This is a genomic window from Burkholderia arboris, assembly GCF_902499125.1.
Lineage (GTDB): Bacteria > Pseudomonadota > Gammaproteobacteria > Burkholderiales > Burkholderiaceae > Burkholderia > Burkholderia arboris.
Window position 1 is genome coordinate 205,642 of sequence record NZ_CABVPX010000007.1, and the last position, 25,863, is coordinate 231,504.

Annotated in this window: 24 protein-coding genes; 17 read left to right on the forward strand and 7 right to left on the reverse strand. The window is 67.3% G+C overall.

Annotated features, from left to right (window positions below):
• Positions 1-20 precede the first annotated feature (20 nt).
• The 11 genes from BLA15945_RS11355 to BLA15945_RS11405 all read left to right on the forward strand — a co-directional run bounded on the left by BLA15945_RS11355 (position 21) and on the right by BLA15945_RS11405 (position 12,408).
• A complete protein-coding gene (locus BLA15945_RS11355; RefSeq protein ID WP_059241397.1) occupies positions 21-317 on the forward strand; it encodes a hypothetical protein in 297 nt (98 codons plus the stop codon).
• A 25-nt stretch (positions 318-342) separates the two neighbouring features.
• Positions 343-1,614 (forward strand): TadE/TadG family type IV pilus assembly protein, encoded by a 1,272-nt coding sequence (locus BLA15945_RS11360; RefSeq protein ID WP_059241398.1) that lies wholly within the window; start codon positions 343-345, stop codon positions 1,612-1,614.
• Between the two features lie 13 nt (positions 1,615-1,627).
• On the forward strand, positions 1,628-2,161 hold the full coding sequence (locus BLA15945_RS11365; RefSeq protein WP_174992369.1) for a TadE/TadG family type IV pilus assembly protein: 534 nt from the start codon (positions 1,628-1,630) through the stop codon (positions 2,159-2,161).
• Entirely contained in the window at positions 2,158-2,601 is a 444-nt protein-coding gene (locus BLA15945_RS11370) for a TadE/TadG family type IV pilus assembly protein (protein WP_059241400.1), read from the forward strand. Before BLA15945_RS11365 ends, BLA15945_RS11370 begins: the two co-directional genes overlap by 4 nt.
• Before the next feature lie 22 nt (positions 2,602-2,623).
• On the forward strand, positions 2,624-3,832 hold the full coding sequence (locus tag BLA15945_RS11375) for an AAA family ATPase (protein ID WP_059241401.1): 1,209 nt from the start codon (positions 2,624-2,626) through the stop codon (positions 3,830-3,832).
• Positions 3,833-3,850: 18 nt separating this feature from the next.
• A complete protein-coding gene (locus tag BLA15945_RS11380) occupies positions 3,851-5,218 on the forward strand; it encodes a CpaF family protein (RefSeq protein WP_059241402.1) in 1,368 nt (455 codons plus the stop codon).
• Positions 5,219-5,250: 32 nt separating this feature from the next.
• Entirely contained in the window at positions 5,251-6,228 is a 978-nt protein-coding gene (locus BLA15945_RS11385) for a type II secretion system F family protein (RefSeq protein WP_174992370.1), read from the forward strand.
• A gap of 36 nt (positions 6,229-6,264) precedes the next feature.
• The gene (locus BLA15945_RS11390) at positions 6,265-7,245 is read left to right on the forward strand and encodes a type II secretion system F family protein (RefSeq protein ID WP_174992371.1); all 981 of its coding nucleotides are present in this window, start codon (positions 6,265-6,267) and stop codon (positions 7,243-7,245) included.
• A gap of 941 nt (positions 7,246-8,186) precedes the next feature.
• Complete coding sequence (locus BLA15945_RS11395) at positions 8,187-10,922, forward strand: xanthine dehydrogenase family protein molybdopterin-binding subunit (protein ID WP_174992372.1); 2,736 nt, start codon at positions 8,187-8,189, stop codon at positions 10,920-10,922.
• Positions 10,919-11,437 carry a (2Fe-2S)-binding protein gene (locus BLA15945_RS11400; RefSeq protein WP_059241406.1) on the forward strand — a complete coding sequence of 173 codons (519 nt, stop codon included), beginning with the start codon at positions 10,919-10,921 and terminating at the stop codon, positions 11,435-11,437. The genes BLA15945_RS11395 and BLA15945_RS11400 overlap by 4 nt, the downstream gene beginning before the upstream one ends.
• Positions 11,434-12,408 carry a hypothetical protein gene (locus BLA15945_RS11405; RefSeq protein WP_059241407.1) on the forward strand — a complete coding sequence of 325 codons (975 nt, stop codon included), beginning with the start codon at positions 11,434-11,436 and terminating at the stop codon, positions 12,406-12,408. The genes BLA15945_RS11400 and BLA15945_RS11405 overlap by 4 nt, the downstream gene beginning before the upstream one ends.
• Before the next feature lie 15 nt (positions 12,409-12,423).
• Here BLA15945_RS11405 and BLA15945_RS11410 read toward each other — a convergent pair whose 3' ends face one another.
• The 6 genes from BLA15945_RS11410 to BLA15945_RS11435 form a co-directional block, all read right to left on the reverse strand.
• Entirely contained in the window at positions 12,424-13,686 is a 1,263-nt protein-coding gene (locus BLA15945_RS11410; RefSeq protein WP_059241408.1) for a serine hydrolase domain-containing protein, read from the reverse strand.
• Positions 13,687-13,832: 146 nt separating this feature from the next.
• Positions 13,833-14,789 (reverse strand): SphA family protein, encoded by a 957-nt coding sequence (locus tag BLA15945_RS11415; RefSeq protein ID WP_174992373.1) that lies wholly within the window; start codon positions 14,787-14,789, stop codon positions 13,833-13,835.
• A gap of 36 nt (positions 14,790-14,825) precedes the next feature.
• Positions 14,826-15,353: a flavin reductase family protein gene (locus tag BLA15945_RS11420; RefSeq protein WP_174992374.1), complete on the reverse strand. Its 528-nt coding sequence runs from the start codon at positions 15,351-15,353 to the stop codon at positions 14,826-14,828.
• Positions 15,354-15,358: 5 nt separating this feature from the next.
• Positions 15,359-16,597, reverse strand: coding sequence for a styrene monooxygenase/indole monooxygenase family protein (locus tag BLA15945_RS11425; RefSeq protein ID WP_059241410.1), 1,239 nt, complete (start codon positions 16,595-16,597; stop codon positions 15,359-15,361).
• Positions 16,598-16,661: 64 nt separating this feature from the next.
• Complete coding sequence (locus BLA15945_RS11430; protein WP_059241411.1) at positions 16,662-17,450, reverse strand: SDR family oxidoreductase; 789 nt, start codon at positions 17,448-17,450, stop codon at positions 16,662-16,664.
• Positions 17,451-17,490: 40 nt separating this feature from the next.
• Positions 17,491-18,738 (reverse strand): dienelactone hydrolase family protein, encoded by a 1,248-nt coding sequence (locus BLA15945_RS11435; RefSeq protein ID WP_059241412.1) that lies wholly within the window; start codon positions 18,736-18,738, stop codon positions 17,491-17,493.
• A gap of 352 nt (positions 18,739-19,090) precedes the next feature.
• On the opposite strand from BLA15945_RS11435, the gene BLA15945_RS11440 reads away from it, so the two are divergent.
• Positions 19,091-20,116, forward strand: coding sequence for an AraC family transcriptional regulator (locus tag BLA15945_RS11440; protein ID WP_174992375.1), 1,026 nt, complete (start codon positions 19,091-19,093; stop codon positions 20,114-20,116).
• A gap of 129 nt (positions 20,117-20,245) precedes the next feature.
• Positions 20,246-20,776: a GNAT family N-acetyltransferase gene (locus tag BLA15945_RS11445; RefSeq protein WP_059241413.1), complete on the forward strand. Its 531-nt coding sequence runs from the start codon at positions 20,246-20,248 to the stop codon at positions 20,774-20,776.
• Positions 20,777-20,801: 25 nt separating this feature from the next.
• On the opposite strand, the gene gcvA is transcribed toward BLA15945_RS11445, so the two are convergent.
• Positions 20,802-21,680, reverse strand: a complete 879-nt coding sequence (gene gcvA / locus BLA15945_RS11450) for a transcriptional regulator GcvA (RefSeq protein ID WP_059242440.1) — start codon at positions 21,678-21,680, stop codon at positions 20,802-20,804.
• Between the two features lie 126 nt (positions 21,681-21,806).
• On the opposite strand from gcvA, the gene argH reads away from it, so the two are divergent.
• The 4 genes from argH to BLA15945_RS11470 all read left to right on the forward strand — a co-directional run bounded on the left by argH (position 21,807) and on the right by BLA15945_RS11470 (position 25,858).
• Positions 21,807-23,240 (forward strand): argininosuccinate lyase, encoded by a 1,434-nt coding sequence (argH, locus tag BLA15945_RS11455; RefSeq protein ID WP_174992376.1) that lies wholly within the window; start codon positions 21,807-21,809, stop codon positions 23,238-23,240.
• Complete coding sequence (locus BLA15945_RS11460) at positions 23,234-24,127, forward strand: amino acid ABC transporter permease (protein WP_174992377.1); 894 nt, start codon at positions 23,234-23,236, stop codon at positions 24,125-24,127. The genes argH and BLA15945_RS11460 overlap by 7 nt, the downstream gene beginning before the upstream one ends.
• Complete coding sequence (locus BLA15945_RS11465; protein ID WP_275054994.1) at positions 24,124-24,927, forward strand: amino acid ABC transporter ATP-binding protein; 804 nt, start codon at positions 24,124-24,126, stop codon at positions 24,925-24,927. The genes BLA15945_RS11460 and BLA15945_RS11465 overlap by 4 nt, the downstream gene beginning before the upstream one ends.
• A 97-nt stretch (positions 24,928-25,024) precedes the next feature.
• Positions 25,025-25,858 carry an ABC transporter substrate-binding protein gene (locus BLA15945_RS11470; RefSeq protein ID WP_059241417.1) on the forward strand — a complete coding sequence of 278 codons (834 nt, stop codon included), beginning with the start codon at positions 25,025-25,027 and terminating at the stop codon, positions 25,856-25,858.
• Positions 25,859-25,863 lie beyond the last annotated feature (5 nt).

The following is a 25,863-nucleotide window of genomic DNA, read 5'->3' on the forward strand; positions in this document are numbered from 1 at the left end:
AGCCATCCAAGGGGACACTCATGAAATCCGCCTACCTCGTATTCGTGCGCCGCGCGGCGCTCGCCGTCCCGCTCGCGTTCGCGCTTGCCGGCTGCATGTCGTCGACCCCGGTGTGGGACAGCCGCTTCGGCGATTCGGTCCGCACCGTGATGCAGGCCCAGATCATCGATCCGCATGCCGGCGAACACCCGGCAGCGGCATCGGGGGTCGACGGCGGCGCAGCCGCGGCCGCGCTCGACAACTACGACAAGTCGTTCAAGCAGACCGTGCCGCCCGCCAATGCATTCGTGATCGGCATCGGCAAGGCCACCCAGTAACGCCAGGACGCTCAGGGAGAACGCCATGAACAGCGCAGCCCGCTATCCGAAAGTCATGCGTCGCAGCCTGCATCGCCAGCGCGGTGCCGTCGCGATCATCGTCGGTCTTGCACTGGCGGTGATGATCGGGTTCGTCGGTCTCGCGCTGGATCTTGGCAAGCTGTACGTCACGCGCAGCGAACTGCAGAACAGCGCCGATGCCTGCGCGCTGTCGGCTGCGCGTGACCTGACTTCGGCCATCAGCCTGTCGGTGGCCGAGGCCGACGGCATCGCCGCCGGCCATCTGAATTTCGTGTTTTTCCAGAACAGCGCGGTGCAGCTGTCGACGAACGCGAACGTCACGTTCAGCGATTCGCTGACCAACCCGTTCCTGACCAAGACCGCGGTCACGACGCCGGCGAACATCAAGTACGTGCAATGCGCGACGAAGCTGAGCAACATCGCGCACTGGTTCATCGAGGTGCTGAACGTGCTGCCGGGCACGAAGCTCGCGAGCGCGGCGGAAGTGTCGGCGAGCGCGATCGCCACCGTCGGCGGCGGGCAGACGACCTGCGCGATCCCGGTGTTCGTGTGCCGCACGACGGGCTCGCCGTCCTACAACGTCGGCGACTGGATCACGTCGCCCTCCGGGTCGTCGTCGACCTACGGGCCTGGCAACTTCGGCTGGGCGGCGCTCGACGGCTCGACGAACGAGACGACGCTCGCGGGCGAGCTGTCGGGCAACACCTGCAACATCACGAGCCCGCCCGACCTGAGCACCACGGGCCTGAAGTCGGCGTCGCTGCGCGCCTGGAATACGCGCTTCGGTATCTACACGAACGGCGCGAACGGCTCGAGCGGCCAGCCCGACTTTACCGGTTACGCGTATGTCGGCCCGAACTACGGGCCGCCCGGAACGGCCGGCATCAAGGGTGATGCCTATACGCAGTTCGTTACCGACCGCACGAATTTCAAGTCGTACCAGGGCGACGGCGCGCCGCCTGCGGGCAGCGGAATCGCCACCAACGGCACCGCGACGGCGAGCAACTACCAGACCTACGGCGGCGACCGGCGCGTCGCGCTCGCACCGGAGGGCGACTGCTCGACGCTGAACGGCAACAGCGGCAAGGTGCACGTCACGCAATGGGACTGCGTGCTGATGCTCGATCCGCTGCCGTTCAGCCCAGGCAAGGGCGGGGTCGTCGCGCACCTCGAGTACCTCGGCTCGTCGGTGTCCGGCAACAATCCGTGCGCGACGCACGGCTTGCCCGGCAGCGGCAGTGCGTCGGGGACCCAGGTTCCGATGCTCGTTCAATAGCGGAGAGACGACCATGAACAAGCCTCCGTTCCGCCGTTCGCGCACCCGCGGCGTCGCCGCCGTCGAGTTCGCGCTCGTGCTGATTCCGATGATCATGCTGTCGACCGGCGTGGCCGAGTTCGGCCGCGCGATCTACCAGTACGAGACGCTGACCAAGTCCACGCGGGATGCGGCGCGCTACCTGTCGGTGTGGCTGCCGACCGACAGCGCCTATCCGGTGTCGCAGGCGCAGTGCCTCGTCGTCTACGGCAGCACGACCTGCGGCTCGTCGGGCACCGAGCTGGTGCCCGGGCTCAAGACGTCGATGGTGACGATCTGCGACGCGCAGCGCACGACCGGCTGCAGCGACGGGTCCGATCCGCCGCAGTTCGCGAACCTGCCGACCTACGACTCGAACAACAACGCGGCGAGCGGCACGGCGACGGGCGCAATCAACGTCGTCGAAGTGAAGATCAAGGGCTACAAGTACCAGCCGATCCCCGCGTACCCGTGGCTGCCGTCGATCACCTTCAACAACATCGTCACCGTGATGAGGCAAGTGTCATGAACGCTCGCCATGCCCCCCCGTCACGCCGGCGCGCCCAACGCGGCGCGACGATCGTCGAGTTCGCGCTGATCGCGTCGGTGCTGATCATGCTGCTGATCGGCATCTTCGAATTCGGCCGCGTGCTGTTCTACTGGAACACCGCGAGCGAAGCCGTGCGTCTCGGCGCGCGCACGGCCGTGGTCTGCGACGTGAATGCCGCCGGCGTCGCGAAGCGCGTGACGGCGCTGCTGCCGCTGCTGTCGAACGCGAACGTGTCGGTGAACTACTCGCCGGCGAACTGCGACGTGAATTCGTGCGCGTTCGTGACCGTCAGCGTCACGAACGTCACCGTCAAGACGATGATCCCGTTCGTGAACGTCACGGTCACCATGCCGCCGTTCACGACGACACTGCCGCGCGAAAGCCTGACTTCCGCGACCGGCGGCACCGCTTGCAACTAATCGAACAGACGAGGCACACGACATGATCAACCTCCTCGTAGCTTCCGACGATACCGCGCGTCTCACGCAGATCGCGCGCCTCGTGGCCGACTGCGGACGCTATCGCGCGACCCGCGCGACCGGCCGCCCGTCGCAGATCGAGCATCGCACCGACGGGCTCGACGCGTTCGATGTCCTGCTGGTCGACGGCACGTCGCTCGAGCCGTCCGAGCTGTCGGCGATCGAGCGCATCTGCCGCGCCCACGCGAACCTGACCTGCATTCTCGTGACGGCGGATGCGTCGCCGCACGTGCTGCTCGACGCGATGCGCGCAGGCGCCCGCGACGTGCTGCAGTGGCCGCTCGAGCCGCAGGCGCTCGCCAACGCGCTCGAACGGGCGGCGGCGCAAAGCACGCGGCGCGACACCGACGATACGCGGATCGTGTCGTTCATGTCGTGCAAGGGCGGGGCCGGCACGAGCTTCGCGGCCAGCAACATCGCGTTCGAGATCGCCGAAGGGTTCAAGCGCCGCGTGCTGCTGATCGACCTGAACCAGCAGTTCGCCGATGCGGCGTTCCTCGTCAGCGACGAAACCCCGCCGTCGACGCTGCCGCAGCTTTGCGCGCAGATCGAGCGGCTCGACAGCGCGTTTCTCGACGCGAGCGTCGCGCACGTGACGGAAAACTTTCACGTGCTCGCGGGCGCCGGCGACCCGGTCAAGGCCGCCGAGATGCGCGAGGACGCGCTCGAATGGATCCTCGGCGTCGCCGCGCCGCGCTATGACTTCGTGATCTTCGACGTCGGCGTCGGCATCAATCCGCTGTCGATGGTCGCGCTGGATCGCAGCGACCAGATCCAGATCGTGCTGCAGCCCGCGATGCCGCACGTGCGCGCCGGCCGCCGGCTGCTGGAGATCCTCGTGTCGCTCGGTTACTCGACCGACCAGTTGCGGCTGATCGTAAACCGCGCGACGCGCGCGAGCGACCGGACCCGCACCGCGCTCGAGGAAGTGCTCGGCCTGCAGGCGGCCTGCACGATTCCCGACGATGCCGATACCGTGCTCGAAGCGATCAACCAGGGCCATCCGGTATCGCGGCTCGCGCGCGGCACGGCGGTCGCGCGTGCGTTGCAGGGGTGTGCGAAACAACTCGTCGACGGGGAAGTGCGCGCCGGGCACAGCGCGGCGAACAGCGAACCGTTGATGTCCAGGCTCTTCGGCCGCAAGGCCACGCCGAAGCTCAAGTCCATGTAAATTTTTCGGGGAACCATCATGTCATTGCGCGAACAGATGTCCTTGCACCGGGCCCAGCCGCTGGTGGCGGGTGGTGAACCGGCCGGTCCGGCACATTCGTCGGTGCGCGACGCATACCAGAAGCTGCGCCGCGAAATCCACCTGGCGGTACTCGAACGCGTCGAGCTCGAGCGCCTGTCGCGGCTGCCGCAGGATACGGTCCGCATGGAAATCGGCGCGCTGATCGCGCGCATCCTCGACGACGGGCGGCTGCCGGCGAACGACATCGAGCGCCGGCAGCTCGCGGTCGACGTGTACGACGAGATGTTCGGCTTCGGCCCGCTCGAAGCGCTGCTGCGCGACCCCGGCATTTCCGACATCCTCGTGAATACGTACCGGCAGGTCTACGTCGAACGTTGCGGCCAGCTCGAACTGACCGACGTGACGTTCTACGACGACGCGCACCTGATGAAGGTGATCGAGAAGATCGTGTCGCGCGTCGGGCGCCGCATCGACGAATCGAGCCCGATGGTCGACGCGCGGCTGCCGGACGGCTCGCGCGTGAACGCGATCATCCCGCCGTCCGCGATCGACGGGCCGCTGATGTCGATCCGGCGTTTCGCGGTCAACCCGCTGAAGATGGACGACCTCGTGCGCTACCACAGCCTGACGCCGCCGATGGCCGAGCTGCTCGACGCGCTGTCGCGCGCGAAGGTGAACGTGCTGGTGTCGGGCGGCACCGGCAGCGGCAAGACGACGCTGCTCAACATCCTGTCCGGCTACATTCCGCGCAACGAGCGGATCGTGACGATCGAGGATGCGGCCGAACTGCAGCTGCAGCAGCCGCACGTGCTGCGCCTCGAAACGCGCCCGCCGAACATCGAGGGCAAGGGCGAGATCACGCAGCGCACGCTGGTGCGCAATGCGCTGCGGATGCGCCCGGACCGGATCATCCTCGGCGAAGTGCGCGGCGCCGAAGCGCTCGACATGCTCAACGCGATGAACACCGGCCACGAAGGCTCGCTCGCGACGATCCACGCGAACACGCCGCGCGACGCGCTGACGCGGCTCGAGAACATGATCAGCGTCTCCGGCCTGACGCTGCCGCCGAAGACGATGCGCCAGCAGATCGCGTCGGCGATCTCGGTGGTCGTGCAGGCGGCGCGGCTGACGGACGGCAAGCGCAAGATCGTCAGCATCCAGGAACTGACCGGGATGGAAGGCGACATCATCAACATGCAGGAGATCTTCACGTTCAAGCGTACGGGCGTGGATCGTGACGGATCGGTCCGCGGCCACTTCTGCGCGACCGGCGTGCGGCCGAAGTTCGTCGAACGGCTGCAGGCGTTCGGCATCAACCTGCCGGATTCGCTCTACGACCCGTCGCAGCGCTACGAGACGAACTGACGGCCCGTCGCCGCCAGCTCCGGGGAGGCTTCATGAACACGATCTTTTACGGCTTTGTGATTCTCACCTTCGTCGCGGTGGTGCTCGCGATCGAAGGCGCCTATCAATGGTGGAACGCGCGGCACGGCAGCGCCGCGCGCCGGATCGAATCGCGCATTCGCGCGATGTCGGCCGGCGGCAACGTACAGCAGGAGCGGCTGTCGATCCTGAAGAAGCGGATGCTGGACGAATCGAAGCCGTTCGACCGGCTGCTGCTGAGCGTGCCGCGCGTGCAGGCGCTCGATCTCGTGCTTCAGCAGTCGGGCCTCGACTGGACGCTGCCGAAGCTGATCACGCTCAGCGCGCTGTTCGCGGCTTTCGCGTGGCTGGGGATGAGCGTCGCGAGGTTGCCGCAATTCGCCGGGCTGCCGGTCGCGCTGTTCGCCGGATGCCTGCCGATGATGCACGTGATGCGCCGCCGCGCGCGCCGGATGCGCAAGCTCGAACGGCAGTTGCCGGACATCTGCGACATGATCGCGCGCGCGCTGCGTTCCGGTCATTCGTTCACGAGCACGCTCGGGATGGTCGGCGACGAGTTTCCCGATCCGATGGGCGGCGAATTCCGCGTCACGTTCGACGAGGTCAACTACGGCGTGTCGTTGCACGATGCGCTGATGAACCTCACGACGCGCGTGCCGGTGCAGGACCTGCGCTACTTCGTGATCGCGGTGCTGATCCAGCGCGAGACGGGCGGCAACCTGGCCGAGCTGCTCGACAGCATCGCCGCGCTGATCCGCGAGCGCTTCAAGCTGTTCGACAAGGTGCGCGTGCTGTCGGCCGAAGGGCGGCTGTCGGCATGGATTCTCGGGCTGCTGCCGTTCGGTACCGCCGCGGTCATGGCGCTGCTGAACCGCGAATTCCTGTCCGTGCTCTGGGAGGATCCGGCCGGGATCAGGATGGTCGGCACGATGCTCGTGTCGATGCTGTTCGGTCTGTTCTGGATCCGTCGTATTGTCCGCATTCGCGTCTGACGCGCGTGCCGAATAACGAACCGTTGCGAGGTTGTCATGCAAAACCTGAGCGTGATCCAGGCCGTGATGCTGGGCGGCTTGTTCCTCTTCGTGGCCGGCGGCGTGCTCATCGCGATGCTGCTGTTCGCGCCGCGCAGCATCCAGCGCCGGCTCCAGCAGGCCGGCGGGGCCGGGGCGGGCGGGACCGCCGTCGGGGGGACGGGCGACGGCGACGACATGGCGTCGCGCTGGGTCGCGAAGCTGGTCGAGCTGTCCACCCCGATCTCGAAGCTGTCGGTGCCGAAGGAGGGCTGGGAGAATTCGCCCCTGCGCATCCGGCTGATGAACGCCGGCTGGCGCAACCAGAGCTCGGCCGCGCTGTATTTCACGGCGAAGACGGCGCTCGCGCTCGGGTTGCCGTGCGCAGCGCTGCTGGTGCTGATCACGACGTCGCTCGGTGACGAGCGCGCGCTGCTGTCGATCATCCTCGTCGCGTTCGCCGGGGTCGGCTACTACATCCCGAACATCGTGCTGTCGCAGCGGGTCAAGGTGCGCCAGCAGAAGATCTTCGAGGATTTCCCGGATGCGCTCGACCTGCTGACGGTGTGCGTCGAAGCGGGGCTCGGGCTCGACGCGGCGCTGATGAAGGTGAGCGAGGAACTGCGCTTCAGCAGCGAGGTGGTCTCAAGCGAACTCGACCTGCTGCTGCTCGAGATGCGCTCAGGCTTCACGAAGGAGACGGCGCTGCGCAATCTCGCGCTGCGGACCGGCGTCGAGGACATCGAGTCGTTCTGCGCGATGCTGATCCAGGCCGACCGCTTCGGCACGAGCATCAGCGAATCGCTGCGCGTGCTGTCGGACATGCTGCGCACGCGGCGCCGGATGCGTGCGGAGGAGCGGGCAGCGAAGATTGCGCTGAAGCTGCTGTTCCCGCTGATCTTCTGCATCTTTCCCGCGCTGATGATGGTGCTGCTCGGCCCGGCAATGATCCACGTGTATCGCGTGCTGCTGCCGACGTTCGTTGGCGTCGCACCGTGAGCGGCGAACCGGCGTCGCGCCGGGATCGCCGATGAAGGATGGGCGTGCCGGCCCGCCCCCCGCCGGCCGGCACGGCAACAGGCTTCATGGAGGCTCCCTCCCCAGGCGGCGCCGCGAGACAGGTTGACCATAGCGGCGTCAATGCATCCTGGACCCATGGTCGGCCATGGAACAAGCCGTAGTCCACCGCCTTCGCGGCTGCCCCCTACCGCTAACCTCTGAAGCCGCGTTGCCGGCATGGCGCGATGCGGCTGAAAGCGACGTCGCAGGGATGAACCCCCGCCATTGAGTTAATTGAATCATGCGCGGGATTGTTCATTCTGTTGTCGATTGCAATTGCTTCTCGTTCGTCTTTTGCGAACGGCGGGAATGCGCCGCGTTTGCCGAAATGGCAAATTTGCAGAAAGCATTGTGTAATTGATGGTGGGCGCCCGCCCGCTGGCGGTCGACGAGCCGCTTGCACCGGCGTCTCGAGCGTCGTCCGAAAATCTCCTTGAAATACCTGGCTCGAATTTCTACATTATTCAAAATCAAACTCGCATGACGGAACGGACGAATCCATCGTTACACGTACCGTAAAACCGAACAAAAACACTTGAAAATCAAGAGACTGCCCGACAATACGGAAAACAGGCCAGTCACGCACGATCAAGGCCGGGGGAAACAATGAGCAAGCAAGCAACGGCAAGCACGCTGCCTGACGCTTCATCGAGCAGGCGCCCATGGGGCTGGGACGGCCCCGCGAATCCGCCGCGCACCTTCCCCGGTCCGCTTCCTCCCGGTTCCTGACCGCAGGCGCCCAACCGCGCCCGCCAGACCGTTTCCGCACCGACCCATCCCGCACGCCGAAGCACACGCGAAGCGGCCCGCGCACGGCCGGCGTGACGACGCGTGTCGTGCATCGGCGGTGCCGGCATAACAAATCGAATGAGAGACACAGCATGGCCATTGATCTGCCTGTCACACGCCGGACGTTTCTGAAGCTGGCCGGGAGCGGCGCGGTCGTCGCGATCTCGATCACCCATTTGCCGGCACTGGCGCTCGGCGCTGCCGAGCCGGCGGAAGACGGCACGAGCGGGCCCAGCTGGGCACCGGTGCCCGGCAAGGCGCGCTGGCGCATCGACGGCATGCCGAAGATCACGGGCCAGAAAATCTATGCGCGCGATTTCAAGTCGCGCGACTTCGTCGGTTGGCCGCAGCAGGAGAGCTGGCTCTATGCGTTGCGGTGCGATCGGGTCGACGCCGTGTACGACGGCTACGACCTGAGCGTGCTGCCCGCGGAATTGCGGCCGATCGCCGTTGTCGACAACGCGTTTCTGACCGCGCGACGGATTCCGCTGGCGCCCGTTCCCGATCCGATCCCGAACCAGGACATCTACTGGCTCGCGCGGACCGGCTACCCGGCGGACTGCTACGGGCAACCGGCCGCGCTGCTGATCTTCGAGAACTTCGATGCCTATCGGCGCGCGAAGAAACTGCTCGATTTCAACCGCGGCGTGATCCGCTACGGCGCGCCGGTCACGCCGCCGACGGCCGCGCAGGCCGTGCCGTATTCCCCCGTGACCGTCTACGTGCGCGACGACGAACGCCGCTTCAACTACGTCGACAACTACCAGGCCGACAGCAGCGGCAAGCCGACCGAACAGTACCTGAAGGAACGCGAGGACGCGGTCGTCAACATCGACGCGACGATCGCCCGCAACGCGGCCGCCGGTACGTGGATCGGCGTGCGCGCGACCGGCAACGACGGATTCGAGACGCCGGCGATGGACCCGATGTTCATGGAGCCCGAAGCGGGGCTCGCGTGGTACGACGCGTCCACCGCGAAAATGAGCCTCGTGCTCGGCACGCAATCGGCGAACGACGATGCGACCGGCGCGATCGGGCTGTTCAAGGACAGCGACGTAACGGTCAAGGAAGCGCACGTCATCGCGTGCTATCCGGGCGGCGGTTTCGGCGGGCGCGACAAATCCTACTTCCCGCTTTATCTGGCGCTCGCCGCGCCGTTCGCGAAGGGCGCGCTGCGCTGGCAGCAATCACGCTACGAGCAGTTCCAGGTCGGGCTGAAGCGCTGCGAAACGCAGTTCTCCGAATCGCTGTGGTTCAACCGCCGCGGCAAGCTCGAAGCGGTCACGTGCGACTTCCTGATGAACGGCGGCGGCAAGAAGAACCTGTCGCCGTACGTCGCGCAGCTCGCCGCGCTGAGCGCGATGAGCTGCTACGAGATCCCGCGCGCCCGCGCGCAGGCGGCCTCGACCTATACGCGGGAAGTGTTCGGCGGGTCGCAGCGCGGCTTCGGCGGGCCGCAGGCGTTCATGGCGATCGAGACGCTGATGGACGAGGCTGCGCGCCGGCTCGGGCTCTCGCCGTTCGCGATACGCCGCGCCAATTTTCTCGGCAACACGCCCGGCCTCGGCAAGGGGCGGGCGATCACGGGCGCGCCGATCCTGTTCGACCTGCAGCTCGATGCGCTGCTCGACCGGCTCGAACAGCATCCGCTGTGGCGCGACCGCGAACGCACCCGTGCGGAACGCGGCGCGCGCAATCTGCGCTACGGCGTCGGGCTCGCGATGGCGAACGAGGCGTACGGCACCTCGGGAGACGGGATGTTCGGGATGGTGCAGATCCTGCCGGACAGCCGGCTGCGCGTGGTCACGCCGTACACCGACATGGGCAACGGCGCGGCCACGACGCTGGGTCTCGCACCGGCCGAATTTCTCGGGCAAAACGCGCAAACGATTGCGATGAGCGAGATCGGGCCGTTCAACGCGCTCGGGCTCTCGCGGTCGAGCAATCCGTCAACCAATCCGAAGACGGTGCGCTACACGTATGGATCGTCGAGCGCCTGTCTCGGCGCATTCCACCAGTATCACGCGGTGAAGGGCGCGGCGCAGGCGCTGTTCCTGCAAAGCGTGCTGCCGGCGGCGCGGGCGTGGTGGGGCCTGCCGGTCCGCGCCGAGGACGTGCGCTGGGTCGATCGCGCGCTCGTCACGAACGGCGCCGTACCGATTCCGTGGCCGGCGCTGCTCGCCACGATCACGAAGATGGGCCTGCAGACGGTGGCGGCCGTGCATGCGAGCTATGCCGGGTACTTCTGGAAGGGCACCTATCCGTTCGCGTCCGGCAATGCGCAGATCGATTACGACTACGTGGCGGTGGGCCTCGATCCGTATTTCCTGACACCGCTGTCGCGCACGCTGCAGGCGCCGCCGGTCGACACGACCCTCTACGGGCGCACGACCTATGCGCCGTCGGCGTCGCTCGTCGGCGTGTCCGTCGATCCGGCGAGCGGCCGGGTGAAGGTCGAGCGCGTGGTGACGGCCGTGAGCGTCGGCCGGCAGCTGTCGCCGGAGCTCGTCGAAGGACAGTCGCAGGGCGCGGTCGCGATGGGGATCGGCAACGTGCTGACCGAGACGTGTCCGCTCGGGCCGGACGGGCCGGGTGGCGGCCGATGGAACCTCGACCGCTACGAGGTGACGCGCCTGCCCGACATTCCCGCGCAGGAGCTGATCGCGTTGCCGCCGCCCGGCAACGACCCCGCGAATGCCCGCGGCATCGCGGAAGCGGTGATGTGCCCGATCGCACCGGCGCTGCTCAATGCGCTGGCGATGGCGACGGGGCGGCGATTCAGGGTCACGCCCGTGACGCCGGACAAGATTCGGGAGGCACTGCAATGAGCGATCCGGTCCGCATGGTCATCAACGGTCGGCCCGTCGAGGCGGCCGCCGCCGACGGCGACATGAACCTCATCGATTTCCTGCACGAGCGGCAGGACCTGACGGGCACGAAGCTGTGCTGCGGCATCGGCGTGTGCCGGGCGTGTACCGTCGGCGTGCGTAACGCGCCCGATGCGCCGATGGAAAAGACGCTGTCGTGCTCGACGCCGGTCAGCGCAATGGCCGGCATGCACGTGTACACGATCGAAGGGCTCGCGCAGGGCGGCACGCTGTCGCCGTTGCAGCAGAGCTTTCTCGAATCGTTCGCGTTCCAGTGCGGCTACTGCGCGTCGGGATTCCTGATGGCCGCGACCGCGATGCTCGATCATCTGCGCACGCAGCCCGTGCACGTCGCCGAACTCGACGCGATGATCGAAACATGGGTGGGCGGCAACGTGTGCCGTTGCACCGGCTACGTCAAGTACATCGAGGCCATTCGCAAGGTGGCGATGCGCTACACGAAGGAGGCGGCATGACGATCAGAACCTGCGTCGCGGCGCTGGCGATGCTGCTGGCCGCGCCCGCCTCGTTTGCCGCGGAAGGCGCCGGTGCATCGCTGCACGAATATGCGCAGCAGTGCACCGACGAAATCGGCGAGATTCCCGCGTTCGACTGCAACAGCGGCACGGACGTCCCGATCACCGTCAACGGCAGCGTGCCGGTGCGGTATGTGGCGCACATGACGTGCGACCGCCCGGCGCTGCTGCCGTACGACGCGCCGACGTCCGGGCAATGCACGCCGTATTCGAAGATCCTCGACCTGTCGCACGGCGACACGCAGATCTCGGCGTTTTGCCGCCGCAAGCAGATTCGCGAGAACCGCAGCCCGTACTACGACGAAGTCGACATCGTGCTGCACCATGTGCGCAACGGCAAGACCTGCTGGTTTCATGCGGACAAGGGCGGCACGGGCGGCATGGACGCGTCGCGCGTGCCGCCGCCGAACGAGACGACGCCGCCGCCCGGCCGGCCGTCGGCCGCGGAATTCTGGTGGAAGCCGGCGGCGACCGCGACGAAGCGCTGCGTGTCGTGCCACGATGCGAGCCCGGTGATGTACAGCCCGTGGCTCGGGCAGGTGTGGAACCGCGTGCCGACCGACCCGTGGGGCAAGTACGTGAATCTCGGCGCCGACTTCGCGTCGTGGACGTCGCACGCGATCAGCACGCCCGGCAACACCTGCATCGGCTGCCATCGGATCGGCGACCAGAACAGTTGCAAGATCTACGTGCCGCTCGCGGCGGGGTTGCTGCCGCCGCCGAAAGGCAGCAACCAGCTGGCGAGCAGCTATCCGTTGACGCACTGGATGCCGATCGACAACAACCGCAGCCTCGACGAATGGAACGCGGCCAACGTGAAGTCGGTGAGCGACTTGCTCGAATGCTGTTCGGCGCGGGGCAAGAACGATCCGAAGTGCAGCTTCACGCCGGCGGCGCAGGCGGCGAAATAAGCCGCCCGCACGGCGTCACGGCCGCCCTTCGCTCGGCACTTCCGCCGCCTTGCTCAGCTCGCCCATGATGATCTGCGCGATCACGTTGGCCGGCGCGCGTCCGTCGGGCGCGGCCGCCGTGGTCGCCCACGTGACGATCGTCGTTTTCGTGGCCGGGTCGTAGCCCATGAAGGTGTTGAAGCCCGGTATCTCGCCCGTGTGGCCATAAAACGTGCCGAATCTGGCCAGGCCCATGCAGTAGCTGGGCGACATCGGGTCGGACGCATCGATCGGCGTGCAGCTGGCGAGCCGCTGCGCCTGCAGGTCGGCGCTCAGGTAGCCGCCGCCGACCATCCGCTGCACGTAGGCGGCCAGTTCGGTCACGGTTGAAATGCCGGAGCCGGCCGTCCATGCCCACGACGTGTTGACGCCTGTCACGTCGGTCGGCTGCAGCGTGCCGTTTTTCGCTTCCGCCTGGCGTTCGGGCGACAGCGCGTCGCTGTCGGTCGTCTCCGCATTGGTGCCCCATTGATAGCCGTGCGGCGCGGGCGCCGGCAGCGCCGTATTCGCCTGCGGCGGGAGGAACGTGTTGCTCAGGCCGAGCGGCGCGAACAGGCGCGCGTTCATCGCGTCGGCCGCGCTCATGCCGGTGAGTTGCTCGATGATGAGCCCGAGCAGCACCGTATTCGTGTTCGAGTAGCGAAAATCGGCGCCCGGCGCGAAATAGACCGGCTGGCCTTCGGCGATGTCTAGCAATTCCGTCGTCGTCCAGACCTTGTCCGGCTGCGCATCGAGCGTCTGGTTGAACGCGAGGCTGGTCGAATAGTTGTAGAGGCCGCTGCGCATCCTCAGCAACTGCTCGATCGTGATCATGTTGCCGTTCGGCACGTTGGCGACGAACTTGTCGACGGTGTCGCCCAGGCTCAGCCTGCCTTCCTGCACGAGTTGCAGGATCACCGTGCCGGTCCACGTCTTCGTGATGCTGCCGACGCGAAAATGCGCGCTGGTCGGGATCGGCGTGTTCGTGCCGCGCACGGCCGTGCCGAACGATTCGAGCCAGTTGCCCTGCGGCGACTGCACGTAGACGACGGCGCCGGGCGTCATCGTGTCCGCGAGCAAGGCGTTGATCTGCGGGCGCGCCGCGTTCGCGAACGCGGGCCCGCCGGACGAGGGCGAGCTGTCACCGCCGCAAGCGGACACCGTGAGCCCGATCACGACGGCCGGTGCGACGGCAACCAGGCGCCGCACGAGCCGTTTCGCCGCGCGCGTCAAGCACCGGAAGGTTGCTGAAGTAGCCATGGCGCGGTCCCTCCGGGTTCGTGACGAACTTCGTTTCCACCTTCTCCAAAACTATAGGACAGGCGCATCCCGGACGGCAGCACGCGTTGCTTTCGTCCGGATTCGTCTGGAGATAGCGATCCGGCCCGTTGATCCGGCCGCCCGCGTTACTGGAAGTGATGCACGTAGCGCAGCACCATCCGTGTCCCCTGCGGCCGGTTGCGCGCGTAGGTCTCGAAGTACGCGTTGAGCAACAGGTGGTCGTGCGGCGAGAAGCTGACCATGGCGCCCGGCCCGACCGCGAACACGGCCTCCCGTGTGCCCGGCACGTCCTGCCCGTTTTCCTTCATGTCGGTGGTCTGGCGCAGCCAGTAGCCGTTGAGCCCCAGCCGCAGGCCGGGCCGCACTTCATACTCGGTCGCGAAGTTCACGTGGATCGCCTGGCCGGCCTGCGTCGAGGTCACGTCGGGCCCGAGCGACGTGGCCGGCCGATGGTTGGTCGCATTCCACAGATAGTGGAGCCGCCACGACACGGTCCATCTGGGCGTGAGCCACAGCGTGGCGGCCCAGTACGGATCGAACGACCAGAAATGACTGCCCGGGTTGATCGCGCGCGACGGATCGTATGCGCCGGTCGGCGCAATGAACTGGAATTCCACGCGCTGCGCGAAGCGCGGGCCCTGCGCGCCCATCACCGGGTCGAACTGGATGAACGGGCCGATCAGCAGATCGCCGAAGCCGGCGCGCGCATTCAGCGCGACGTTGCCGATGCCGTCGTCGGTCCGCGCGGACGCGATCCACGGCAGGATCACGTCGAGGCCCGGATGCATGCCCGCGAACGCTAGCGGCGACTGGTAGACGAGCTGGCTCAATCCTGCGAACAGGTCGATGTCCTGCTTCGGCAGCCCGACCTTGTTGCCGGCATTGTCGTTGACGCGGCCGGCCGTGTAGTACTGCAGGTACTGCGTGCCGTACCAGCCGGCGCCGGCCGGCGGCATTCCGTCGAGGAAACTGGTCATGCCGAGGTTGACCGACGGCAGGTCGGTCGCGTTGGCCGGCGCGTGACCGGCGAGGCCGGCGATCGCGAAGCCTGCGACGACGAGCAGGCGAGAGCCGAATTTCATGTTCACCACCTCCTGGTTATTTGTATGTATAACTAATCAAATGGTGCGTAAAAGATCGGGATGATCGGCGATCGCACGATACTGGCCGGCATGGAATACGAGCGGCGCCTTGCCGAATGCATCGAACTGCTCGATCTCGCCGATGAAGAGCAGGTGATCGCCGCCTTCGTAGTAGCCGACGTTGCGGCACACGAAGCGCGCGCTCGCGCCGTCGAGGCAGGGCACGCCGCCGCGATCCGAATCGACATGCAGCACGCCGTCGAACTTGTCGGCGCTGGGCGTCGCGAAGCGGCGCGACAGGTCGATCTGGTCGTGCGCAAGGATGTTGATCGCGAAGTGGGTGGCCGCGAGGAAATCCGGCCGGCTCGGCGCGACCTTGCGAAGACTCCACAGCACGAGCGGCGGGTCGAGCGACAGCGACGAGAACGAATTGGCGGTGAGGCCCACCTTGCGCCCGTCGGCCGCGCAGGTGGTGATCACGGTGACGCCGGTCGGGAACTGCCCGAACGCGGCACGCAATTGCAGCGGGTCGAGGGCCGGACGGCCGGTCAGGGGGGTGTCCATGCCGGTCACGCCGCCCGCGCACCGTGTTCGCGGATCATCGCCGCGCAGGCCGAAGGCTCGAACCACCACGGCGAGAACCGGCGCGGATCGTCGAAGCCGTCGACGATCGCCGATGCGAGCGACGGCAGCTGGCCAGCCGCGCCGAGCAGTTCGAGGATGTGCGGCGGCGGTGGCGTGAGCAGCGAATTGGTCCAGCGCACGACATGCTGCGCGTACGCCCAGTAACCCTCGAACGTCTGCTGCATCCAGTCTTCGCCGAACGGCGCGGCATCGCGCGCGACGATCGCATCGAAATACGCCTTCGCGCATTTCGCGGCGTTGTTCGATCCCTGGCCCGTGATCGGATCGTTGACGACCACCGCGTCGGCCATCCCGAACACCGTGCGGCCCGACGGCAGCCGGAAGAACGGCTTGCGCACCGTCGGCGCGAAGCGCCCGGCCAGCGTGCCGTTCGGATCGGTCAGCTCGACGTCGCGGCAGCGCTCGAATTCCCACGGCACGTAGCGACGCAGGAACGACAGGCTCCGGTCCAGATGCTGCTCGGCCGTCTTCACGTCGGCCCAGCAGTCGAGCGGCCCGCCCGGAATGCCTTCGAACACCATGATTTCGCACGGGCCCGTCGTGGTCAGCGCGGGAAACACGAAGTACTCGCCGATGCCCGGCAGCAGGTTGAAGCGCACGCGCGAATACGGCTGGCTCGGCGTCATCCCCTTCACGTAGGTGAGCGCCAATGCGCGTTGCGGGCGGTCGAACGCGCTGCGTGCGTCGTCGCGGCCGAGCAGGTTGACGATGTCGCCCTTGCCGGCTGCGAGCAGCACGAGGTCGTGACTGCGCGCCAGTTCTTCAAGCTCGGGCACACCGACGTCACCGATGCGCACATCCGCGCCGCGGCGCCGGACGCCGTCGAGCCAGTCGGCCATCTTCACGCGTTGATCGACGGACTGCGCATAGCGCGTCAGCCGCGACGACCAGTCGATCGCCTTGCGGCCGTTGCCATCCGGGTGCGGTACCGCGATGCCGATCCCTTCGACGGACGGGCATGCTTCCTCCCACGTATTCAGGCCGAGGTCGCGCTCGATCTGCAACGACGTGTGGAACATGCACTGGCTCGACATGACCTTGCCCGTGCGGATCTGTTCCGCGTCGCGGTTGGTCGAGAGCGTGACGTGATAGCCCTGGTCGAGCAGGGCGAAGGCGAGTTGCAGGCCGGACTGGCCGGCGCCGACGATAGCGATGCGTCTCATGAAAATGTCCTCGATTGGCCGGGGTCCGGCCGGAATGATGGCGGAAAGCGGTGACGAAGCGCGGTCACTCCGCCAGGCGTGGAATGGCCGGCACCGCCTGCTCGGGGCCCATCGCGGCATAGCCGCCGTCCACCGCGTAGTCGGCGCCGGTGACGAAGCTCGCCGCGTCGCTGCACAGGAACGTGACGACCTGCGCGACCTCGGACGGATCGCCGACGCGGCCGAGCAGGTGGAACGGCGCGGCGACACGATCGGTCTTCGCGCGGTCGCCGTGCGTCATCTCGTCCATCACCCGCGACCACGTCCACCCCGGCGACACCGAGTTGACGCGAATGCGGTCGGGGGCGAGATCCATCGCCATGCTGCGCGTGAGCTGGCGAATCGCGGCCTTCGACGTCGGATACAGCCAGCGGCCGGTTTGCGCGCACTGTGCCGAAATCGAGCTGAAGTTCACGATCGCGCCGCCGCCGCGGCGGGCCATGTGCGGATGCACGGCCTTCGCGAGCATCGCGGCCGAGACGACGTTGACGTCCATCGCGGCGAGCCAGTCGTTGCGGGTCGCCTGGATGCCGTTGTCGACGTAGCTGCATGCGAGGTTGACGAGCACGTCGATCGCGCCGAAGCGTTCGACGATGGCCGATACCGCACGCTCGATTGCGCTGTCGTCGGTGAGGTCGAGCGCGATGAACATCGCATGTTCGCCGAGCGAATCGGCCACGCGCGCGCCGTTCTCCGCGTCGAGATCGAGAATCGCGACGCACGCGCCGGCGCGGATGAGGTCCTGTGCGACCGCGGCGCCGATCAGCGTGGCGCCGCCGGTGACGATCGCGACTTTGCCAGCAAGGGCATTCATGGAGTGTCTCCGGGAATCGTGGGGTGAGGAAGGGGCCGCGTCAATGCGCACCGGCCGGCGGCGCGCTGTCCTGCCAGCGGCGCATCAGGCCGTTCGACGGCACGGTGACGTCGAGCAGCTTGCGGGCCGTTTCGACGCCCGCGACCGGCAGGCCGGCCGGGTCGAGCAGGCCGATCTGCACGAGCACGCTCGCCTGGTCCCAGTAGATGTGCTCGTGATAAAGCTTGTCGCCGCGAAACTTGACGATCGCGACGAGCGGAATCTCGACACGCCTGCCGGTCGGCGCGACACCCGGCAGCATCCAGTCGATCTCGGTGGTGTGCGTGAAGCAGAACAGCAGCTCGTCGACGATCTGGCTCGCGCCGATCGTGCGCGAGATCGGCGTGATCGTCGTGTCGGGCGGATTCGCGTGCACGAAGTGATGCGTGTAGAAGCGCTTGAGCTCGTCGTGGCCGACGCCGCCCGTCAGCGTCGGAATATGGTTGACGTACGGCTCGCCGACCATCGTGGCCATCGTCGCGTCGACGTTGCGCGTATCGAACTCGTGCTTCAGATGCACTTCCCACAGTGTGGACAAATCGTAGTGCGGGCCGAGCGCGGCGCGGAACGCGGCGATCGCGCGCTGGTGTGCCATGATCGCGGCGGCCTGGTCGAAATGATCGCCGCCGGCACGGGCGAACGCGTGATCGACGCCCGGATACACGTAGACCTCGACGCCGTCGCGCCCGGACAGCGCGCCGGCGATGCGCTGCTGCGCGTCGGGCGGGCAGAAGCGGTCCTGCCCCGCGATTTGCAGCACGAGCCGCCCGCTCAGGTGCGCGGCTTCGTCGAGCGCATGTTCGATGCCCACGCCGTAATAGCTGACCGCCGCGGCCACGCCCGGCAGCCGGCACGCGGCGAGATACGCGAGCTTGCCGCCGAGGCAGTAGCCGAGCACGCCGGCTTCGCCCGTGCATTCCGGCCGCTGCCGGAGCACGCCCAGCGCGGCGCCGATGTCCTCCACGCCCTTGTTCTCGTCGAATTCGCGATAAAGGGCCATCGCGCGCTCGAAATCGGCCGCCGCGTAACCGAGCTCGATGCCCGGCGACTGGCGCCAGAACAGGTCGGGCACGAGCACCGTATAGCCTTCCTCCGCGTAGTAGTCGGCCGCGTCCCGCATCGTCGCGTTCGCGCCGAAGATCTCGTGGCAGAGCACGATGCCCGGCCCCGTGCCGCCGGCCGGCGTGCTCAGGTACGCGCGAAACGCGCCGCCGTCCGGCGACGGGATCTCGATGTGACGTCCATTCATGTGTCCCTCCGTGCTGTTTGTTTCGGTGACGGGCCCAGTATTGGCGGACGAAACGCGCGCTTCTATCCGCTTTCTTCGGCCGGTATCCGCGAATTCCGGAAACCTGCTGCCCCGGCCGCCGCGCGCGGGCAGGCGCGCGGCTGACTGCGGGTATGTGCGGATGCGGAAAGCCCGCACAGTTTTCTACGATGCGCGAACGGTCCGCTTCTTGCGTCGTTTGCGCGGGACTTGCGTGTGTCGATGGCCGGACTGTCCGGATCCTCCGGGTGCTGTCCGGATCGTGCGGCGGATGCCCCGATACCGGGAACGCATGCACGGCGCGAGTGCGATCGAGCACGACGGGAGAACTTCGATGGCGCAATTATCCGAAACCGGCTGGCTGGCCGATGCCGCCTGTTTCAATCACGACAACCTGCTGCTGCAGTCGAACGACGTCGACGAGGTGCGCGCACGCGTCGCCGACGTGTTCAAGCCGCACCGGCTCACGCCGACCGGCGGATCGCGCGCGCTGCACAGCTGCATGCACCATGCGCGCTGGGGCAACCTGTCGCTGAACCTGCTCGATTACGGCGGCGGCGTCAGCATCGAGCCCGGCCCGCTCGAGCACTTCTTCCTGTTGCAGATTCCGTTGCGCGGCGACGCCGCGATCGAGTGCGGATCGACGCACTTCGTGTCGTCGCCGGGCACCGCGTCGCTGATCTCGCCGACGCTGCCGCTGAAGATGCAGTGGGGCGATGCGTGCCCGCAGGTGATCCTGCGCATCGAGCGCGAAGTGATGGAGCGCCACGCGCAGCGGCATTTCGGCGACGACCGGCGCGCGCCGGTCGAGTTCGAACCGGAATTCAGCCTGTCGTCGTCGCAGGGCACCTGCCTCGCGCAGTTGCTGCCGATCCTCGCCGGCGCCATTTCGACGGACGCGCACCCGCTACGGCATCCGCTTGCATTCGAGCAGCTCGAATCGACGCTGCTCAACCTGCTGCTGCACGGCCATCCGAACAGCGCACGCAACGGCACGCGGCACCTGCCGACGGCGCTCGCACCGTTCTACGTGCGCCGTGTCGAGGAGTACATCCGCGCGCATCTCGATGAGCCGCTGACAATCGAGCGGCTCGCCGAACTCGCCGGCGTCAGCCCGAGCACGCTGTTCGCCGGCTTTCGCAATCGCCACGGCATCACGCCGATGGGCTTCGTGCGGCAGTTGCGGCTGCAACATGTGCGCGAGGCGCTGCTGGCCGACGAGACGCCGGGGCTCGCGTCGGTCACCGACATCGCGCTGAAATGGGGATTCGCACACCTCGGGCGGTTCGCGATCGAGTACAAGCGGGCGTTCGGCGAATCGCCGTCGGCGACGCTGAGGATGCGGCGCGTGCGGGGGTGACGGACGACGCGGCGGGTTGACCGCTCGATCGCGCGGCCGCGCGGGTCATTCGACATCGTCGCCGGGATCGTCGACAATCCGTCGTGCACACCGCGCCCGTCGGCGCGACGCCGCCCGGGAGCGTCTTCAATGACTGGCATATCCATCAGGCCCGCAAGGATCGACGATGCGCGGGCGATCGCCGATTTTCATGTCAAGGTCTGGCGGCATACCTATCGGGATCTCGCACCGGCGGAAGCGCACGCCGTTCTCGACGAACCCTATCGCCGCAAGCAATGGCACGACAAGCTGTCGTCGAGCGACGGGAACCAGCTGGTGCTCGTGGCGGAGATCGACGGCAGGATCGTCGGCATCGGCGCCGCCGGCGCGCCGTCCGCGCCGATATTCAAAGGCCGCGGCGAGATCAAGTTCCTGTATGTCGATCCCGGATTCAAGCGGCGTGGCATCGGCCGCCAGTTGCTCGCCCGGCTCGCGACGCATTTGAGCCGGTTGCAGTATCAGGGGGCCGCGTTGAGTGTCGTCGACGGCAACGACGCGGCGATCGCGTTTTATGCGGCGCTGCAGGGTCGGCCCGCCGGCGAATACACCGATCCGGGACCGGTCTGGCGATCGCACAACATTGTCATGGTGTGGGACGACCTCGCGAGCCTCGCTACCTGAGTACGCCCCTGCGCGGCGACGCGCATCACGCGAGGCATGCTCGCAACCAGGACGTGAACGCGGTCACGAGCGGCGACTCGGCCAGCTCATGACGCGTGACGAGATAGTACGCATGGCGTGACGGCACCGTGGCGCTGAACGGCCGCACGAGCGTGCCGTCGATCAGGTCGTCGCGCACCGACAGGCTGTCGCCGAGCGCGACGCCTTGCCCGTGTACCGCGGCCTCGACGCCGATGTGCGCGTTGCCGATTTCGAGAATGCGGATGCCCGGCAGCTTGTCGGCGTTCGCTTCCGCCAGCCACCGCATCCACGAGCCCGCATGCTCGCAGAACAGCGTGCGTCCCGCGAGATCCTGCACCTTGCGGATCGCATCGGGCCCGTTCATCAACGCCGGGCTCACGACCGGGAACAGTGCCGGATGCTCGAGCAGCTCGACGCGCCGGTTGCGCCAGTTGCCTTCCCCGTAGCGAATGCAAACGTCGACGTCCGGCGAATAGGTTTCGCGATCGTCGTTCGACGGAATCACTTTCAGATGGATACCGGGATAGCGCTCCAGAAAATCGCCGATGTGCCGGGCGAGCCAGCGCGACGTCAGCGACAGCGGCGTCGACACGACGAGATCGCCGGCGGCAGCCGGCGAATCCAGCCGGACGGTGGCATTCGCGATCATGTCGAACGCGGTACCGACCGGTTCCAGCAGCGCCTCGCCTTCGGGCGTGAGCTTCACGCGGGCCTTTGATCGGACGAATAGCGCGACGCCGAGCGTGTTCTCGAGAATGCGGATCTGGTGGCTGACCGCGCTCGCGGTCACGTGAAGTTCATCCGCGGCGGCCGACACGCTGCCGCGCCGGGCGGCGGCTTCGAATGCACGTAGCGGGTTCAGCGGCGGCAGACGGTTGCGCATCGGCGGGCGCGTCGCAAGCGACGGTACTGAGAAAAATTTCATTAAAACGGATTCAATTTCTCGCTACAACAAAAAAAATTGAATGCCTACAGTGGGGGCAATCCAACCGAGTCGAGGTCGACCGCAATGAGCCTTACCGAACCGATCGAACGCCTGTGGGGCGGCCGCTTCCAGTCGCAGCCGTCCGACGCGCTGCAGAACCTGTCCCGCTCCGATCCGAGTTTCTTCCGTCTCGTGCCGTACGATCTGGCGGGCTCCCGGGCCCATGCACGCGAGCTGAACCGCGCAGGCATCCTGAACGACGACGACCTCGCGCAACTGCTGGGCGCGATGGACGGCATCGCACGCGACTATGCGGCCGGCGCGATCGCGCCATCGCTCGCCGACGAGGACGTGCACACCTTCCTCGAGCGCGTGCTCACGCAACGGCTGCCGGCGCTCGGCGGCAAGCTGCGCGCCGGGCGCTCGCGCAATGACCAGGCGGCGAACGATCTGCGCCTGTACCTGCGCGACAAGGCGCGCCAGCTCGTGCGCGGCATGCTCGACCTGCAGGACGCGCTGATCGTCCAGGCGAGCCGGCACGTCGACACGGTGACCGCGGGATTCACCCACCTGCAGCCCGCGCAGCCGATCGTGTTCGGCCATCAGCTGCTCGCTCATGCGCAGTCGCTGTATCGCGACGCCGACCGCCTGGTCGACTGGGACCGTCGCACCGCGCGTTCGCCGCTCGGCGCGGCCGCGCTCGCGGGCTCGGCGATCTGCGTGCGGCCCGAGCTGTCGGCGCAGGAGCTGGGTTACGACGCGCCGTGCGAGAACTCGATCGACGCGGTGGCCGCGCGCGATCACGTCGCCGAATTCGTGTTCGTCACGAGCATGCTGGCGGTTAACCTGTCTCGCCTGTCGGAAGAGGTGATCCTGTGGACGTCGCGGCAATTCCGCTGGGTGGAACTCGACGACGGCTACGCGACCGGCAGCTCGATCATGCCGCAGAAGAAGAACCCGGACATCGCGGAGCTCACGCGCGGCAAGGCCGGGCGCCTGATCGGCAACCTGACGGGGCTGCTCGCGACGCTGAAGTCGCTGCCGCTCGCGTACAACCGCGATCTCGCGGAAGACAAGATCGCCGCGTTCGATTCGATCGATACGCTCGAACTCGTGCTGCCCGCGATGGCGGGGATGATCCGCACGATGCGCGTGAACGTCGACGAGATGCGTCGCCAGGCACCGCTCGGCTTCACGCTCGCCACCGAGGTCGCGGACTGGCTCGCGCTGACCGGCGTGCCGTTCAGCGGAGCGCACGAGATCACCGGCACGCTCGTGCGTGCGTGCGAGCGGGACGGCATCGAGCTGGCCGACGCGAGCGCCGAACAGTTGCAGGCCGTCGATCCGCGCCTCGCACCGGCAGTGCGCGCGCATCTGACGCTCGACGCAGCCGTCGCCGCCCGCGGCGGTGCGGGCGGCACGTCGCCAGCACGCGTGCGCGAACAGATCGGCCGCCTGAGTGATGCGATCGAACGCCAGGTGGCGTGGGCAGCCAATTACCGGGGGCCGTCATGCTGAGCGCATCCGATTCTCGCCGCCTCGATGGCGCGCCGGGGCCGACCGACGCGGCCGCAGACGAGACCGCCGGCCTCGTGCGCGTACGCCGGCGCTACTGGGGCCGCTACGTCGCGTCGGTCGCGCTCGTTGCCGCGCTCGCCTATATCGCCGCCGCGTTCGCGCGCGGACAGATCGAGTGGCGCGTCGTCGGCCAGTTCCTGACCGCGCACTCGATCCTGACGGGCCTTGCCAACACGATCGTGATGACCGTCCTCGCGATGACGCTCGGCGTCGTGCTCGGGGTCGTCACCGCGGTGATGAGGCTGTCGTCGAACCCGGTGCTCGGCGCGGTCGCGCAGGGCTACATCTGGCTGTTCCGCGGCACGCCGGTGATCCTGCAGTTGCTGCTGTGGTTCAACCTGGCGCTGGTGTTTCCGACGCTCGGCATCCCGGGCCTCGCCGAATACCGGACCGTCGACGTGATGACGCCGTTCCTCGCGGCAGTGCTCGGTCTCGGCATCAATCAAGGCGCGTATACGTCGGAAGTCGTGCGGGCGGGGCTGCTGTCGGTCGACACCGGCCAGTACGAGGCTGCAAAATCGATCGGCATGCCGGGCCTGCAGGCGCTGCGCCGGATCATCCTGCCGCAGGCGATGCGCGTGATCGTGCCGCCGATCGGCAACGAGCTGATCGGCATGGTCAAGCTGACGTCGCTCGCGAGCGTCGTGCAGTACGCGGAGATGCTGCACAACGCGCAGAACATCTACTACGCGAACGCCCGCGTGATCGAGTTGCTGATCGTCGCGGGGATCTGGTATCTCGCCGTCGTCACCGTGCTGTCGCTCGCACAGGCACGCGTCGAACGGCGCTTCGCACGCGGCGCGGGCCGGGCGGCGGGCCGCAAATGAACGCCACGACCCTCAATCATCAGGAGAACGTCATGACGAACGCAGTCGTTCGCGCGGTCGACGTGCGCAAATCGTACGGCGATTTCCAGGCGCTGCATGGCATCACGCTCGACGTCGAGCAGGGCGAAGTGCTGTGCATCATCGGGCCGTCGGGTTCGGGCAAGAGCACGTTCCTGCGCTGCATCAACCAGCTCGAGACGATCAGCGCGGGTGCGCTGTGGGTCAACGGCGAACTGGCCGGCTACCGCCGCACCGGCAACCGGCTCCACGCGCTGTCGGAGCGCCAGGTCGCGCGCCAGCGGCTGGCGACGAGCATGGTGTTCCAGCGCTTCAACCTGTTTCCGCACAAGACCGCGCTCGAAAACGTGATCGAGGGGCCCGTGCAGGTGCTCAAGCGCCGCCGTGCACAAGCGGAGGAGGAGGCGCGTGCGTTGCTTGCCCGCGTCGGGCTCGCGCACAAGTGCGATGCGTTTCCGGTCGAGTTGTCGGGCGGCCAGCAACAGCGCGTCGCGATCGCGCGGGCGCTCGCGATGCATCCGCAACTGATCCTGTTCGACGAGCCGACGTCGGCGCTCGATCCCGAACTCGTCGGCGAAGTGCTGGCCGTGATGCGCGATCTCGCGAAGAGCGGGATGACGATGATCGTCGTCACGCACGAGCTCGGATTCGCGCGCGAGGTGGCCGACCGCGTCGTGTTCATGGACGGCGGCCGGATCGTCGAGAGCGGGACGCCCGATCAGGTGCTGTCCGCGCCGACGCACGCGCGCACGCGCGATTTCATTTCAGCGGTGATTGCATAAGCGGGCCGGGCGCCCCGTATCCCAGCGCCCGAGCGATCGAGCCGCCGGCCCGAGCGGCGCAGCACCCCATTACTCCACCATGACAAGGCGACACCCCATGAAAGCATCCGTCCTGACCCGCACGCTGGCCGCCGTCGCATTCGGCGCACTCGCACTGCATGCGTCGTTCGCCGTCGCGCAATCCGCGAGCGCGAAACGCACGCTGAACGTCGCGATCGTGCCGAACTATCCGCCGTTCGAGTACAAGGATCCGGCCACCGACAAGCTGGCGGGCTTCGACGTCGATCTCGGCGAAGCGATTGCCGCGAAGATGGGCGCGAAACTGAACTGGGTCGAGACGAGCTTCGACCAGATGATGAGCGCGGTCGCGACGCAACGCGTCGACATGATCCTGTCCGGGATGACCGACCTGCCGACGCGCCGCGACGCGGTGACGTTCGTCGACTACATCGAGACGGGCCCGCAGTTCTACACGCTGAAGGCGCGCGCCGGCGAATTCGCGCAGATGAACGCGCTGTGCGGCAAGCGCGTCGGGTCGAGCCGGCGCACGTCGTTCCCGGACAACACGACCGCGTGGAGCGCGGAGAACTGCGTGAAGGCCGGCAAGCCCGCGATCGTCGTGGTGGGCACCGACGGCTCGTCGGATGCGCGGATGCAGCTGCGCCAGAACCGCATCGACGCGGCCGTGCAGGGGGGCGAGACGTTGCCGTACCAGAACAGCCTCGAGCAGAACGCGTATGCGCCGGTCGGCAAGCCGTTCCTGTCGCAATACACGGGCATCGGCGTCGCGAAGAGCAACACCGCGCTGAGCAGCGCGCTGACGACGGCGCTCAACCAGATGATCGCCGACGGCTCGTACCAGAAGCTGCTCGCGAAATGGGGGCTGCAGGAGCACGCGGTGGCGAAGGCAACCATCAACGGCACCCACTGAGCGCG

What these genes read in the sequence shown, in the direction of transcription:
- BLA15945_RS11355 (WP_059241397.1), top strand. Translation starts at nt 21, where the DNA reads ATGAAATCCGCCTACCTCGTATTCGTGCGCCGCGCGGCGCTCGCCGTC.
- BLA15945_RS11360 (WP_059241398.1), top strand. Translation starts at nt 343, where the DNA reads ATGAACAGCGCAGCCCGCTATCCGAAAGTCATGCGTCGCAGCCTGCAT.
- BLA15945_RS11365 (WP_174992369.1), top strand. Translation starts at nt 1,628, where the DNA reads ATGAACAAGCCTCCGTTCCGCCGTTCGCGCACCCGCGGCGTCGCCGCC.
- BLA15945_RS11370 (WP_059241400.1), top strand. Translation starts at nt 2,158, where the DNA reads ATGAACGCTCGCCATGCCCCCCCGTCACGCCGGCGCGCCCAACGCGGC.
- BLA15945_RS11375 (WP_059241401.1), top strand. Translation starts at nt 2,624, where the DNA reads ATGATCAACCTCCTCGTAGCTTCCGACGATACCGCGCGTCTCACGCAG.
- BLA15945_RS11380 (WP_059241402.1), top strand. Translation starts at nt 3,851, where the DNA reads ATGTCATTGCGCGAACAGATGTCCTTGCACCGGGCCCAGCCGCTGGTG.
- BLA15945_RS11385 (WP_174992370.1), top strand. Translation starts at nt 5,251, where the DNA reads ATGAACACGATCTTTTACGGCTTTGTGATTCTCACCTTCGTCGCGGTG.
- BLA15945_RS11390 (WP_174992371.1), top strand. Translation starts at nt 6,265, where the DNA reads ATGCAAAACCTGAGCGTGATCCAGGCCGTGATGCTGGGCGGCTTGTTC.
- BLA15945_RS11395 (WP_174992372.1), top strand. Translation starts at nt 8,187, where the DNA reads ATGGCCATTGATCTGCCTGTCACACGCCGGACGTTTCTGAAGCTGGCC.
- BLA15945_RS11400 (WP_059241406.1), top strand. Translation starts at nt 10,919, where the DNA reads ATGAGCGATCCGGTCCGCATGGTCATCAACGGTCGGCCCGTCGAGGCG.
- BLA15945_RS11405 (WP_059241407.1), top strand. Translation starts at nt 11,434, where the DNA reads ATGACGATCAGAACCTGCGTCGCGGCGCTGGCGATGCTGCTGGCCGCG.
- BLA15945_RS11410 (WP_059241408.1), bottom strand. Translation starts at nt 13,686, where the DNA reads ATGGCTACTTCAGCAACCTTCCGGTGCTTGACGCGCGCGGCGAAACGG.
- BLA15945_RS11415 (WP_174992373.1), bottom strand. Translation starts at nt 14,789, where the DNA reads ATGAAATTCGGCTCTCGCCTGCTCGTCGTCGCAGGCTTCGCGATCGCC.
- BLA15945_RS11420 (WP_174992374.1), bottom strand. Translation starts at nt 15,353, where the DNA reads ATGGACACCCCCCTGACCGGCCGTCCGGCCCTCGACCCGCTGCAATTG.
- BLA15945_RS11425 (WP_059241410.1), bottom strand. Translation starts at nt 16,597, where the DNA reads ATGAGACGCATCGCTATCGTCGGCGCCGGCCAGTCCGGCCTGCAACTC.
- BLA15945_RS11430 (WP_059241411.1), bottom strand. Translation starts at nt 17,450, where the DNA reads ATGAATGCCCTTGCTGGCAAAGTCGCGATCGTCACCGGCGGCGCCACG.
- BLA15945_RS11435 (WP_059241412.1), bottom strand. Translation starts at nt 18,738, where the DNA reads ATGAATGGACGTCACATCGAGATCCCGTCGCCGGACGGCGGCGCGTTT.
- BLA15945_RS11440 (WP_174992375.1), top strand. Translation starts at nt 19,091, where the DNA reads ATGGCGCAATTATCCGAAACCGGCTGGCTGGCCGATGCCGCCTGTTTC.
- BLA15945_RS11445 (WP_059241413.1), top strand. Translation starts at nt 20,246, where the DNA reads ATGACTGGCATATCCATCAGGCCCGCAAGGATCGACGATGCGCGGGCG.
- gcvA (WP_059242440.1), bottom strand. Translation starts at nt 21,680, where the DNA reads ATGCGCAACCGTCTGCCGCCGCTGAACCCGCTACGTGCATTCGAAGCC.
- argH (WP_174992376.1), top strand. Translation starts at nt 21,807, where the DNA reads ATGAGCCTTACCGAACCGATCGAACGCCTGTGGGGCGGCCGCTTCCAG.
- BLA15945_RS11460 (WP_174992377.1), top strand. Translation starts at nt 23,234, where the DNA reads ATGCTGAGCGCATCCGATTCTCGCCGCCTCGATGGCGCGCCGGGGCCG.
- BLA15945_RS11465 (WP_275054994.1), top strand. Translation starts at nt 24,124, where the DNA reads ATGAACGCCACGACCCTCAATCATCAGGAGAACGTCATGACGAACGCA.
- BLA15945_RS11470 (WP_059241417.1), top strand. Translation starts at nt 25,025, where the DNA reads ATGAAAGCATCCGTCCTGACCCGCACGCTGGCCGCCGTCGCATTCGGC.